A 12,602-nucleotide genomic window follows, 5' to 3' on the forward strand; every position below is an offset into this window, starting at 1 on the left:
AAAAGGAAGGAAAGTATTAATATCGCGCATAAGAACGCCGGTTTGTTAGATGTGTTTGCTCGCACGAACATCATCAACCAAATCGGCGTTCTTGTTTCTATGTTTCCCGGGATTCCGTGAAGAACCTATTTTTTTGCCTGTTTTTTGTCCGGCCTATAGGAGGTTTGCGATCTGGTAAGGTCAGTGACTTGGCAAAACATGAAGCAGCGCCCGATGCTGTACAAAAAACAACTATCTGATTGGCATTAAAGATTTATGAGCACACTCGCTTATCGAAGGGATATCGACGGCTTGCGGGCAGTCGCGGTGATTGCCGTGGTGCTGTTCCACTTTGGCGTCCCGGGTTTCACCGGCGGTTTTGTCGGTGTGGACGTGTTTTTCGTGATCTCCGGTTATCTCATCACCTCGATCATCTGGAACCAGCGTCAGGCCGGCCGGTTCAGTTTCGTCGAATTCTGGTCGCGGCGTGCGCGGCGGATTCTGCCGGCGCTGTTTGCGATGATCATCGCGGTGCTGGCCGTGGGCTGGTTCCTGATGGCGCCCAAGGACTACGAAGAGCTAGGGCGCTCGGTGCGCTATCAGGTGCTGTTTGTCTCGAACATCCTGTTCATGCGCCAGGACGGCTATTTCGATGTCGCCTCGGATCTCAAGCCGCTGTTGCACACCTGGTCGCTGGCGGTGGAGGAGCAGTTCTACATCGTCTTCCCGCTGTTGCTGACCCTGATGTCGAGCCGCTTGAAGCACTGGCGGCTGGCACTGTTCGGTGTGTTGCTCGTTTCCTTCGGGTTGAGCGTCTGGGCGGTCCATCATCACCCGGAAAAAGCCTTCTTCCTGTTGCCGATGCGCGCATGGGAACTGCTGGCCGGGGCGATGCTGGCGATCGCGCCGAAACATGCCTGGCGCCTCAAGCCGATGGCGGCGCAATGGTTGAGTCTGCTGGGCATGGGCCTGATTCTGTTGGCAGTGTTCGGGTTCGACAAGCGCACGCCGTTTCCCGGTGCGGCCGCATTGCTGCCGGTGCTGGGCGTGGTGCTGTTGATCCTGGCCAATGGTCATCGCCGGACCTGGGTGGGCCAATTCTTGAGCAGTCGGGTCATGGTCGGTTTTGGCCTGATTTCCTATTCCTGGTATTTGTGGCACTGGCCGGTGTTTGTGTTTTCCAGCTACGCCAGCATCGAGGAACCGAGCGCCTTCGACAGCGCAGGGTTGATCCTGCTGACCCTGGTGCTGGGTTATCTGTCGTGGAAATTTGTCGAGACGCCGTTCCGCGAGCGGCGCTTGCTGGCCGGACGTCGGCAGATTCTGATCGCCGGTGCATTCGGCGTGCTGATAATCGGACTGGCCGGGCAAACCCTGCGCTGGACCGATGGCCTGCCGTGGCGTCTGTCCGATCAGGCACTGCAATACGCCAAGGGGCGCGAGTGGCGGCCGGAGTTGATGGCATGTCTGGCGGACGACAAGACTCCCGATGACAAGCTGTTTTGCCATTACGGATTGCAAAGCCGTGCTTCGCGGGCGCTGGTCTGGGGCGACAGTCATGCCACGGCGTTGATCCCGGTCTTCGATGAGGGGGCAAAAGCCCATGACGTCAGTGTGATCCTTGCCAGTTCGCCGGGGTGCATACCAGTGGAAGGTCTGGAGCATGACGCCCGCTGCGCGCGGTTCAACCAACGTGTGGTGCAGGCAATCAAACCGCAAACCGTCAGTGATGTGGTGCTGGTTGCGCGCTGGAGTCTGTATCTCTATGGCGATGCCAAAGGTGATCTGGGCCATGTCTTGAGAACGCCTGACGGGCACTACGACCGTTCCGTCGCCGAGCAGCGTCTGGCTGACGGGCTGCGCGCGCGGGTGGCGCAGTTGCGGGCCGGCGGGCATCGGGTCTGGCTGGTGAAAGAGGTGCCGTTACAGGCTTTCAGTCCGCCGTACCGTCTGACGCGGCTGGCGATGCTGGATCGCTCGGTGGATGGCGTCGGGCTGAACGTTGCCGAACACCACAAGCGCCAGGCTTTTATCAGTCAGCTGTTCGCCGATCTGGCGAAGGATCCGGCAGTGCGCGTTGTCGATCCGGCGCCGAAGCTGTGCGATGAAAGCGGTCTGTGCCGTGCCGAACTCGGTGGATACTCCCTGTATACCGATGACAATCATCTGTCGGAGGTCGGCGCGCGTTTCGTGGCACCGATCCTCGAACCGCTGTTTGTCGGCCTGCAGGCCAGGGCAAATCTGGGAAAAGGTCAGGCGAATGCAGCCAAGTAAGCAGTGACGGGCTGCCAGCGACCGGCATAGCAGGTAGGATGTACGCCTATTTTGAGGGTGCCATCGTCAATGAAATTCAAGGATCTTCGGGATTTCGTGCAGCAGCTTGAGCAGCGCGGAGAGTTGAAACGCATCCAGATTCCCGTCTCGCCGGTGCTGGAAATGACCGAGGTGTGCGACCGCACGCTGCGGGCCAAGGGCCCGGCGCTGCTGTTCGAGAAGCCGACCGGTTACGACATCCCGGTGCTCGGCAACCTGTTCGGCACGCCCGAGCGGGTGGCCATGGGCATGGGCGCCGAATCGGTCAGCGAGCTGCGCGAAATCGGCAAGCTGCTGGCGTTCCTCAAGGAGCCGGAGCCGCCGAAGGGCTTGAAGGACGCGTGGTCGAAGCTGCCGATCTTCCGCAAGATCATCGCGATGGCGCCGAAAGTCGTCAAAGACGCACCGTGCCAGGCAGTGGTCATCGAAGGCGATGACGTCGATCTGGCGATGCTGCCGGTGCAGACCTGCTGGCCGGGCGACGTGGCGCCGCTGATCACCTGGGGCCTGACGGTCACCAAAGGTCCGAACAAGGATCGGCAGAACCTCGGTATCTACCGTCAGCAAGTGATCGGCCGCAACAAGGTCATCATGCGCTGGCTCAGCCACCGTGGTGGCGCGCTGGATTTCCGTGAGTGGTGCGAGAAACATCCGGGCCAGCCGTTCCCGGTGTCCGTGGCCCTTGGCGCGGATCCTGCGACCATTCTTGGCGCGGTGACGCCGGTGCCGGACAGCCTCTCTGAATACGCCTTTGCCGGCCTGCTGCGCGACAGCCGGACGGAGCTGGTGAAGTGCCGCGGCAACGACCTGCAAGTGCCGGCCACCGCCGAAATCATCCTTGAAGGCGTGATCCATCCGGGCGAAATGGCCGATGAAGGCCCGTACGGCGACCACACCGGTTACTACAACGAAGTCGACAGCTTTCCGGTGTTCACTGTCGAGCGCATCACCCACCGGATCAAACCGATCTACCACAGCACCTACACCGGCCGTCCGCCGGATGAGCCGGCGATTCTCGGCGTGGCGCTGAACGAAGTGTTCGTGCCGATCCTGCAAAAGCAGTTCCCGGAGATCACCGACTTCTACCTGCCGCCGGAAGGCTGCTCGTATCGCATAGCCGTGGTGACGATGAAGAAGTCGTATCCGGGCCACGCCAAGCGCGTGATGCTGGGTGTCTGGTCGTTTTTGCGACAGTTCATGTACACCAAGTTCGTTATCGTCACCGACGACGATATCAACGCACGGGACTGGAACGACGTGATCTGGGCCATCACCACGCGCATGGACCCCAAGCGCGACACGGTGATGATCGACAACACGCCGATCGACTACCTCGACTTCGCCTCGCCGGTGTCGGGACTCGGCTCGAAGATGGGCCTGGACGCCACCCACAAGTGGCCGGGCGAAACCACTCGCGAGTGGGGTCGCGTCATCGTCAAGGATGACGCCGTCACCCAACGGATCGATGCCATCTGGAATCAGTTAGGAATAGATTGATGCGTGTAACCCTGCAGCCCTCCGGAGCGGTGCTCGAGATACGGCCCGGAGAGCGGATTCTCGATGGTGCGCGGCGCCTGGGCTACGAATGCCCGCAAAGCTGCCGCAACGGCAATTGCCACGTGTGTGCGGCGCTGCTGGTGGAAGGCCGCGTCGAACAGGCCGGCGAGGTGCACGACCATGGCGAGTTCTACACTTGCATAGCGGAGCCGCTGGAAGACTGCATCGTGCTGTGGGATGGCGTGCTCGCGCTGGGAGAACTGCCGGTGCGCAGCGTGTCGTGTCAGGTCATCGAATGCCGGAACGTCGGTGGCGATACCTTTCGTGTGCGCCTGCGGGCGCCGGCCGGCAAGCCGCCGCGCTACCACGCGGGTCAGTATTTGATGATCGAGCGCGAGAACGGCGAGAAGTCGGCGTTCTCCATGGCCTCCGCGCCCCACGGCGGGCGTGATCTGGAAATCCATGTGCTGGCGCGCGAATCCAGTGCGCTGAGCCTGATCGATCAGCTCAAGCGCAACCCGATGGTGCGGGTCGAACTGCCGTTCGGCGACACCCACCTGGCGGAGCTGCCGGACGGGCCGCTGGTGCTGATCGCCGCGGGCACCGGCATGGGCCAGATCCACAGCCTGATCGAACATTGCCGGGCCAGCGGCTTCAAGCATCCGGTGCACTTGTATTGGGGCGTGCGTCGTCCGGAAGATTTCTACGAAATCGAACATTGGGACGAATGGCTGAAGTTGCCCAATCTGTTCCTGCACAAGGTCGTCAGTGACCAGTGCGGCTGGGAAGGGCGCTGCGGGATGTTGCACGAAGCGGTGTGCGAGGATTTCCCCGATCTAAAACCGCTGCACGTCTATGCCAGCGGCTCGCCGGCCATGGTCTACGGCACGCTGGATGCGCTGGTGGAAGCGGGGATGGATGCCCATCAGATGCGTGCGGATGTATTTGCTTACGCCCCCCGCTCCTAAGTTCGTTATAACTCGCTATATAGCCGATCGGTATTTATGTAATTACATAAATACCGGTAGGTTATATATCCATCAGGCAATCAATTAAGAACGGTGCCATGGCACTTAAATTGCCTTAAAACATATGTGCCTTATTGTTACAGCGGTGCGTTCTATTAAGTAATTCTTCACCCGCGGGGAGCTGAACGCTATTCGCCATGAGCGCCATTGAAAACGCTTTTCTGAACCTGGCTTATCCTCCGCGGCTCGATCTCGGGCCGCAACTGACGCACGAACAACTTCTCGCCTCCATGCAATCGACCATGGCACGCCACAAGGGCGGGCCGGTGTGGCTGTTCGCTTACGGTTCGCTGATCTGGCGGCCGGAATGCTCCGCCGTCGAGCGGGTGCGTGGGCGCGTGCATGGCTATCATCGTGGCTTATACCTGTGGTCCCACGAGCATCGCGGCACGCCGGAAATGCCGGGTCTGGTCTTTGGTCTGGATCGGGGCGGTTCGTGCAGCGGCTTCGCCTACCGGTTGCCGGAAGACAATCTGGACAGCGCGCTGTATGCGTTGTGGAAACGCGAGATGCCGTTCCCGTCCTATCGGCCACACTGGCTCAACTGCCGACTCGAAGATGGCAGCCAGGTTCAGGCCTTGGGATTCGTATTGGAGCGACACCTGCCCAGCTATGCCGGCAACTTGCCGGATCATGTGCTGAGCCAGGTGTTCGAAAGCGCTTGCGGGCGTTATGGCACGACTCGCGATTATGTCGAGCAGACCGCGCACGCCCTGCGCAGCCACGCCATGCCAGACCGGAATCTGGAGGCGCGGCTCAAGCGCTGTAAGTCAAAGGCCGATCAGGCGACTGCTTCGCGGCTCTGACTGGCGACTTGCTTGTGCCACAGGGTCGGGGCCAGGAAGGCCATCGACAGCAGGCAAGCGCCCACCAGCAGCACGAAACCGCCATCCCAACCGAAATGGTCCACGGTGTAGCCCATCGCTGCACTGGCCGCGACCGAACCACCCAGATACCCGAACAGACCGGTGAAGCCCGCTGCGGTGCCGGCGGCTTTCTTCGGCGCCAGTTCCAGCGCCTGCAGACCGATCAGCATCACCGGACCGTAGATCAGGAAGCCGATGGAGAACAGCGCGATCATGTCGATGGTCGGGTGGCCGGCCGGGTTCAGCCAGTACACCAGGGTCGCGACGGTCACCAGGGCCATGAACACCATGCCGGTCAGGCCACGGTTGCCACGGAAGATCTTGTCCGACATCCAGCCGCACAGCAGCGTGCCCGGAATCCCCGCCCACTCGTAGAAGAAATAGGCCCACGAGGTTTTATCCACGGTGAAACCCTTGGCTTCCTTCAGGTAGGTCGGCGCCCAGTCCAGCACGCCGTAGCGCAGCAGGTAAACGAAGACGTTGGCCATGGCGATGTACCAGAGCATTTTGTTGCGCAGCACGTATTTGACGAAGATTTCCTTGGCGCTGAATTCGTCTTCGTGGCTGGCGTCGTAGCCTTCCGGGTAGTCGTTCTTGTACTTCTCGATCGGCGGCAGGCCGACCGATTGCGGGGTGTCGCGCATGGTCACGAAAGCGAACACCGCTACCGCCAGGGCTACGGCAGCCGGGACGTAGAACGCTGCGTGCCAGTCGTTGAACAGGCCCATGCCGATTAGAAACAGCGGGCCGATCAGGCCGCCACCGACGTTATGCGCCACGTTCCACACCGACACCACGCCGCCACGTTCTTTCTGTGACCACCAGTGCACCATTGTGCGTCCGCTCGGCGGCCAGCCCATGCCCTGGGCCCAGCCGTTGATGAACAGCAGGATGAACATCATGGTGACGCTGGAGGTTGCCCAAGGTGCGAAACCGAAAATGAACATCACCCCGGCCGAGACCAGCAGGCCGAACGGCAGGAAATAACGCGGGTTGGAGCGGTCGGACACCAGGCCCATGAGGAACTTGGACAGACCGTAGGCGATGGCGATGGCCGACATCGCCAGGCCCAGGTCGCCACGGCTGTAGCCTTCGTCGATCAGGTATGGCATGGCCAGCGAGAAGTTCTTGCGCAGCAGGTAATAACCCGCGTAGCCAATGAAGATGCCGGCGAAGATCTGCCAACGCAGGCGTCGGTAGGTGCTGTCGATTTTTTCTTCAGGCAATGGAGCCTGATGTGCGGCAGGACGAAAGAAAGCAAACATTCAAGAGCTCCAGATTTCTTGTTTTGACTGCGGATGCGAATGTTACAGTTTCGTTACCGAAAATAGCACCGCTTCCCATCGGCAAAACAGCGGAAATGTTGGAAGTCGCGCGTTCCTTTATGAACATGTCGCTCAGATATAAGTGCGGGGCGTTGTGGGAAAGGTTACTTCGGCGTCTTCCTGCCGGGTTTCAGGGTTTTGTAAGGCGCAGGTTTGGGAAATGTCCTGCGAACAATACAGAAGGCGCGGCGTTCTGTTTCAGGCTGCCGGGCTCTACCCTTTTACGGTGCCAATCAGGCACTCGTGCTGTGAAGGGGGGAGGGCTCATGCAGTGGTGTGTGTTGCTTATGTTGCTGATTGTATCGGGAGGCGCGTGGGCGTCCGAGGTGCTGCTGATTCCGGAAAACAACCCGCGGCCGGTCTATCCGTTGGCGCTTTTCAGGGCGGGTATTACAGGTGAAGTGGGAGCCGAGTTCACCGTCCATGCCGACGGTTCAGTCGACCGGATCAGTTTTGCGCAAGGCGGCCATCCGGAGCTGATCGAAGCGGTCAGGAGCGCCATTGAACAATGGCGTTTCAAACCATGGATCGTCGAGGACGGTAAACCGGCTTACAGGCGAGTCCTTGCACCGATGGTGTTCAGGCTGGATCTGGATCAACCCATCCACATCAATCAACAACTGAAAGCATTGAAATGCCGCACCTTGAATGAGAGTCTCGGAAAGATTGCGGAACAGTCGTGGATCGATACGAAGGTGTTCGTTCACACCAGGGCTTACCTTTCCAATGCCTTCCATAAAGCGCAGCTGCCGGACGACCAGCGACTGGCGATGATCGCGAGGCTGAACAAGCGGATTCCGACGATTGTCAGGGGATGCCGCGAAAGCCCGGTCCGGACCTACATGAGCCTGTTGCCGGAGGATATTCGCAGGTTGATGTAGGACTGGAGTGTTCTGAAGGACGATCCGGATTGGTCATCAATTCCGGATCGTCCGATCAGCTCAGCGCACTTGCACCACAACCTTGCCTACGGCCTTGCGCTGCCCGAGATCATTGATCGCCTGCGCGGCATTGCCCAGTGGATAGACCTGCGACACCAGCGGTTTCAGCTTGCCTTCGGCAAACCAGCCGAACAGTTGCTGGAAGTTCGCCGCATTGTCCTGCGGCTGTCGCTGGGCAAAGGAGCCCCAGAACACCCCAAGCACCGCCGCGCCCTTGAGCAGGGCGAGGTTGACCGGTAATTCGGGAATGCGGCCGCTGGCGAAGCCGACCACCAGCAGACGGCCGTTCCAGGCGATGGCGCGGATGGCCTGGTCGAACAGGTCTCCACCGACCGGGTCGTAGATCACGTCGGCGCCCTGGCCATCGGTCAGGCGCTTGATTTCGTCCTTGAGGCTGGTTTCGCTGTAATTGATCAGTTCGTCGGCACCGGCAGCCTTGGCGACTGCGAGTTTTTCCGCGCTGCTGGCGGCGGCGATCACCCGGGCGCCCATGGCTTTGCCGATCTCGACGGCCGCGAGCCCGACGCCGCCAGAGGCGCCGAGCACCAGCAGGGTTTCCCCCGATTGCAGGTTGCCGCGCTGCTTGAGGGCGTGCATCGACGTGCCGTAGGTCATGCTGAACGCGGCGGCGGTGTTGAAATCCATCGAGGGCGGGATCGGCAGCACGTTGTAGCCCGGCACTGCGACCTGCTCGGCGAAGCTGCCCCAGCCGGTCAGGGCCATGACCCGGTCGCCGACTTTCAGGTGACTGACCTTTTCCCCCACCGCGCTGACCACGCCGGAAGCTTCGCCACCCGGCGAGAACGGGAAGGGTGGCTTGAACTGGTACTTGCCCTCGATGATCAGCGTGTCCGGAAAGTTGACCCCGGCGGCGTGCACGTCCAGCAGGATTTCGTTCTTCTTGGCGACAGGGCTGGCGACGTCTTCCAGCACCAGCGATTCGGCAGGGCCGAAGGCTTTGCACAGCACGGCTTTCATCAGGGCTATTCCTTTGGGAGTGATGGCCGATAAGTGTAGGTGTGGCAGTCAACGGGTCAACGAGCATGCCCGGCCCTGATAGTCCGCCATAAGCTTGTGCTTGCGCGGCGGGTCGTTATGCTAGGCCGCAAACCGGATAAGGAGCGAATTGTGAAAGCGTGGATCATGTTGTTGCTGGCCCTGTCTCTGCCTGTGGCAGCGCTGGCCGAAGAAGCCAAAGAGGGCGAGGCGCCGAAGGTCAACTACATCACCCTGAGCCCGCCGTTTGTGGGTAACTACGGGTTGGACGGCACCCCGAAGCTCAAGGTCTACAAGGCCGACGTGGCACTGCGGGTGACGGGCGAAGAGGCGACCAAACTGGTCAAGGCCAACGAGCCGCTGATCCGCAATCAACTGGTGGCGCTGTTCACTCAGCAGACCACCGAGGCGATGGGCAGCATCGAAGGCAAGGAAAAACTGCGTCAGGAAGCCTTGAAGCAGACCCAGCAGGTGATGAACGACGAAACCGGTAAGCCGGTGGTTGAAGACCTGTTGTTCAACAACCTGATCATTCAGTAAGGCATTCGTTGTCCGGGCGGGACTCTTCGCGAGCAAGCTCGCTCCCACAGTGGATTTGCGGTGATGCAGATTTTTGAGTTCACCGAAAAAAATCTGTGGGAGCGAGCTTGCTCGCCAAAGCACTTTGTCAGGCGACAAGTGCCTCAGGGTTTCAATGCGATAACCACCGCCCACTGTTCGGCGGTCACTGGCATCACGGACAGTCGCGAACCCTTTTGCACCAACGGCATTTCTGCCAGCGCGGTCTGCTGTTTCAGATAATCCAGCTTCAAGACCCGGCTGAACGTCTCCACGTGGGCCACATCAATGGCGCTCCAGGCGTTTTTCTCCGGAGTGGCTTTCGGGTCGAAGTAGTGACTCTCCGGCTCCAGTGCGGTGGGATCCGGGTACGCCGCCTGTATTATTTTTCCAATGCCTGCGATGCCTGGCTCCGGGCAACTGGAATGGTAGAAAAAGAATTCGTCCCCCACCGTCATGGCCCGCAAGAAATTGCGTGCCTGATAGTTGCGAACCCCGTCCCAGCGCGCTTTGCCGAGTTTTTCCAGGCCTTTGATCGAGAGTTCGTCGGGCTCGGATTTCATCAGCCAGTAGGCCATGGTGTGTGCTCCTCAAGCGGTCATTGGGCAGGTTGTCCGGCAATTTTATGACAAACCGACGGTCGGTTGACGTCAGCATTTGCGCAGAGGTTCACGTTGTCGCAAAATGCCGGGCTTTAAAGCTTGACGCTGCTGCACGGCCTACGAATGGAAACCGCTGCTGTCATCGTGATGATGTGCCTTGAGGGGGGCAATCGATGAAACGCAAACCGGATTTGCTGTGGACTTTGGTAATTTTGTTCGGTCTGGGCGTCGTGACCACCGGTTATGCGCAAAGTCTGTGGGCCAACAAGGCCGATGCACCGATTGAAGTGGCGCAACAAGTACAACAGTCGACAGCCTTCAAACGCTGAAACTGCCTTTTCGACGCCGCTGATCCGCGCGGCGTCTATCTAGCGAAATACCACGCCTTGTCCGTGACCGTGCCTTGCAACGGTACATCCCAGCTGGCCTGCGCCAATCGTTCGACTTTCTGACATTCATGGGCCAGGCCCAACAGCGTCGGCTTGCGCCAGTTCTGGCGTCGGGCCAGGTAGGCCAGGCTGCGGTCGTAGAATCCGCCGCCCATGCCCAGACGCCCGCCGACATCGTCAAACCCCACCAGTGGCAACAACACCAGATCCAGCGCCCAGATCTTGCGCTGGCGGGCCAGATTGGCGCGCGGCTCAAGAATGCGGAAACGGTTGGGTTTGAGCTTTTCGCCGGGGCGGATCTGCTGAAAGACCATTTTGGTCCGTGGCCAGGCACTGAGCACTGGCAGGTAGGTTTTCTTGCCCCGACGCTGGGCGGCGCGCAGCAACAGGCTTGGGTCGATTTCACCGTCGGTGGGCAGGTACAGGGAAATGTGTTTCGCCCGGCGAAAGTGCGGGTCTTGGGCCAGTTGTTTGTACAGGCCTTCGGCGGCCTGGCGTTGCTCGCTTCGCGTCAGGGAGCGGCGAGCCTTGCGCAGCAGGCGGCGCAGTTGGGGGCGGGGCAGCAACGCGGGTTCGGTCATGGTTCGGCTTCGGCAGGATGGGGACGAAAACGTACGCATAAAAAATCCGATGCCGGCATGCACCGGCATCGGATTCGAATCAGGCTCCCCGGATGAGCCGCTGTCGACTTAGCCCTTGAACCCGAGAGTTCAAGGTGGAGGATGCAGTAGGCTTTAAGGCTTTCCGTCTGGCGGACATGCACACCAGCCCAACGTGCAACCCCCAGGGTAGTGCAAATCGGCTCAGGGACATCGTCAACTGGCAAGCACCCCAGGGAGTGCGGCGAGTATAACTCAAGCGGCCTGGCGAATCAGCCCTTGGTGACGTCCGGATCGGTCGCCAGCACCAGATCGACACGATCGAGCAAGTCACGCACCTGTTCACGGGTCGAACCGCTGGCCTGGATGTCCGGACGCTCTTCTTTGTGCAAGAGGTCGTGGGTGATGTTGAGCGCGGCCATCACGGCGATGCGGTCGGCGCCGATGACTTTGCCGCTGCTGCGGATCTCGCGCATCTTGCCGTCCAGGTAGCGGGCGGCGCTGATCAGATTGCTGCGCTCTTCCTGGGGACAGATGATCGAATATTCTTTGTCGAGGATCTGCACGGTAACGCTATTGCTTGAACTCATGAGTCTTGCTCCAGGGCCTTGAGGCGCGAAATCATCGATTCGACCTTACGCCGGGCGATTTCGTTTTTTTCAATGAGGTGCGCGCGTTCCTCGCGCCAGGTCTTTTCCTGAGCAACTAAGAGTGCATTTTGACTCTTTAGTTGCTCGACTCGGGTAATCAGCAGTTCGAGTCTGGCCATCAGCGCTTGCAGGTCGGTGTCTTCCATTGTGTCCACTGATTCGGTCTGATGGGTTTGGCTGGCGGACAGCCTTTAATGGTCTTGGCGAGTCTGTCGATGTAGGATACAAGGCCTTCATTCTAGACATAGCGCCGTCTGGCGCCTAGCTGCCCATGCCCATTCAGAATTCCCCGTACCAAGGCTTCGCCACCCTGCTCAATTCCAGCGGTCACTCCGTTTCGCCTGCCGAACTGCACGGCCTGTTGCTGGGACGCAGTTGCGCCGGCGCCGGCTTCAATGCCGAAGAATGGCTGATCGATGCCGCCGAGCTGCTCGAAAGCGAGCCGCAGGACAACGTCCGCAACGCCCTGATCGGCCTGCAGGAAATGGTCAAGAGCGAACTCACCGGCGACGACGTCACCGTGGTTCTGCTGCTGCCGAACGATGATGCACCTCTGGCCGAGCGCGCCGCCGCGCTGGGCGAATGGTGCCAGGGCTTCCTTACCGGTTTCGGCCTCAACTGCCGCGACAGCAGTATGCTGAGCACCGAGGCTACCGAGGTGTTGCAGGATCTGGCAGCGATCTCTCAGGTGCAAGACGCACTGGAAGAATCCGAAGACGGCGAAAGCGACTACATGGAAGTCATGGAGTACCTGCGTGTCGCTCCGCTGCTGCTGTTCTCCGAAACCAAAAAGGCCGACGTGCCGCCAGCGGCCAAGCCGTCGCTGCACTGATCGCGTGCCAGGGAAAGCCATCTGCCC

Annotated in this window: 14 protein-coding genes and 1 other RNA gene; 8 read left to right on the plus strand and 7 right to left on the minus strand. The window is 60.1% G+C overall.

Annotated features, from left to right (window positions below; all coding sequences use genetic code 11):
• Window positions 1–255 precede the first annotated feature (255 nt).
• The 4 genes from L6D81_RS08710 to L6D81_RS08725 all read left to right on the plus strand — a co-directional run bounded on the left by L6D81_RS08710 (window position 256) and on the right by L6D81_RS08725 (window position 5,623).
• A complete protein-coding gene (locus tag L6D81_RS08710) occupies window positions 256–2,253 on the plus strand; it encodes an acyltransferase family protein (RefSeq protein WP_236178734.1) in 1,998 nt (665 codons plus the stop codon).
• A gap of 69 nt (window positions 2,254–2,322) precedes the next feature.
• Window positions 2,323–3,789, plus strand: coding sequence for a 4-hydroxy-3-polyprenylbenzoate decarboxylase (ubiD, locus tag L6D81_RS08715; RefSeq protein WP_236178735.1), 1,467 nt, complete (start codon window positions 2,323–2,325; stop codon window positions 3,787–3,789).
• The gene (locus tag L6D81_RS08720) at window positions 3,789–4,757 is read left to right on the plus strand and encodes a CDP-6-deoxy-delta-3,4-glucoseen reductase (protein WP_236178736.1); all 969 of its coding nucleotides are present in this window, start codon (window positions 3,789–3,791) and stop codon (window positions 4,755–4,757) included. The genes ubiD and L6D81_RS08720 overlap by 1 nt, the downstream gene beginning before the upstream one ends.
• Window positions 4,758–4,954: 197 nt before the next feature.
• Complete coding sequence (locus L6D81_RS08725) at window positions 4,955–5,623, plus strand: gamma-glutamylcyclotransferase (protein WP_007951821.1); 669 nt, start codon at window positions 4,955–4,957, stop codon at window positions 5,621–5,623.
• Here L6D81_RS08725 and glpT read toward each other — a convergent pair.
• Entirely contained in the window at window positions 5,599–6,948 is a 1,350-nt protein-coding gene (gene glpT / locus L6D81_RS08730) for a glycerol-3-phosphate transporter (RefSeq protein ID WP_236178737.1), read from the minus strand. The two genes, L6D81_RS08725 and glpT, sit on opposite strands and share 25 nt — an antisense overlap.
• A gap of 326 nt (window positions 6,949–7,274) precedes the next feature.
• On the opposite strand from glpT, the gene L6D81_RS08735 reads away from it, so the two are divergent.
• Window positions 7,275–7,889, plus strand: coding sequence for an energy transducer TonB (locus tag L6D81_RS08735; RefSeq protein ID WP_236178738.1), 615 nt, complete (start codon window positions 7,275–7,277; stop codon window positions 7,887–7,889).
• 60 nt (window positions 7,890–7,949) lie between these two features.
• Here the strand turns inward: L6D81_RS08735 and L6D81_RS08740 are convergent, their stop codons facing one another.
• A complete protein-coding gene (locus tag L6D81_RS08740; RefSeq protein WP_236178739.1) occupies window positions 7,950–8,927 on the minus strand; it encodes an NADPH:quinone oxidoreductase family protein in 978 nt (325 codons plus the stop codon).
• A gap of 150 nt (window positions 8,928–9,077) precedes the next feature.
• Between L6D81_RS08740 and L6D81_RS08745 the strand changes: the two genes are divergently transcribed.
• The gene (locus tag L6D81_RS08745) at window positions 9,078–9,485 is read left to right on the plus strand and encodes a flagellar basal body-associated protein FliL (protein ID WP_027610485.1); all 408 of its coding nucleotides are present in this window, start codon (window positions 9,078–9,080) and stop codon (window positions 9,483–9,485) included.
• 143 nt (window positions 9,486–9,628) lie between these two features.
• Here the strand turns inward: L6D81_RS08745 and L6D81_RS08750 are convergent, their stop codons facing one another.
• Window positions 9,629–10,081 carry an EVE domain-containing protein gene (locus L6D81_RS08750; protein ID WP_236178740.1) on the minus strand — a complete coding sequence of 151 codons (453 nt, stop codon included), beginning with the start codon at window positions 10,079–10,081 and terminating at the stop codon, window positions 9,629–9,631.
• Between the two features lie 197 nt (window positions 10,082–10,278).
• Between L6D81_RS08750 and L6D81_RS08755 the strand changes: the two genes are divergently transcribed.
• Window positions 10,279–10,434 (plus strand): hypothetical protein, encoded by a 156-nt coding sequence (locus L6D81_RS08755; protein ID WP_007911192.1) that lies wholly within the window; start codon window positions 10,279–10,281, stop codon window positions 10,432–10,434.
• A 35-nt stretch (window positions 10,435–10,469) separates the two neighbouring features.
• On the opposite strand, the gene L6D81_RS08760 is transcribed toward L6D81_RS08755, so the two are convergent.
• From L6D81_RS08760 to L6D81_RS08775, 4 genes are all read right to left on the minus strand, one after another.
• Entirely contained in the window at window positions 10,470–11,075 is a 606-nt protein-coding gene (locus tag L6D81_RS08760; protein ID WP_236178741.1) for a 5-formyltetrahydrofolate cyclo-ligase, read from the minus strand.
• Between the two features lie 81 nt (window positions 11,076–11,156).
• Window positions 11,157–11,335, minus strand: a non-coding RNA gene (gene ssrS, locus L6D81_RS08765) — 6S RNA.
• 30 nt (window positions 11,336–11,365) lie between these two features.
• Window positions 11,366–11,683 (minus strand): cell division protein ZapA, encoded by a 318-nt coding sequence (locus tag L6D81_RS08770; RefSeq protein WP_039765346.1) that lies wholly within the window; start codon window positions 11,681–11,683, stop codon window positions 11,366–11,368.
• Complete coding sequence (locus tag L6D81_RS08775; protein WP_236178742.1) at window positions 11,680–11,889, minus strand: TIGR02449 family protein; 210 nt, start codon at window positions 11,887–11,889, stop codon at window positions 11,680–11,682. The genes L6D81_RS08770 and L6D81_RS08775 overlap by 4 nt, the downstream gene beginning before the upstream one ends.
• A 125-nt stretch (window positions 11,890–12,014) precedes the next feature.
• On the opposite strand from L6D81_RS08775, the gene L6D81_RS08780 reads away from it, so the two are divergent.
• Window positions 12,015–12,575, plus strand: a complete 561-nt coding sequence (locus L6D81_RS08780) for a YecA/YgfB family protein (protein WP_007951810.1) — start codon at window positions 12,015–12,017, stop codon at window positions 12,573–12,575.
• Window positions 12,576–12,602 lie beyond the last annotated feature (27 nt).

Source organism: Pseudomonas sputi (assembly GCF_021603585.1).
GTDB classification, from domain to species: Bacteria; Pseudomonadota; Gammaproteobacteria; order Pseudomonadales; family Pseudomonadaceae; genus Aquipseudomonas; species Aquipseudomonas sputi.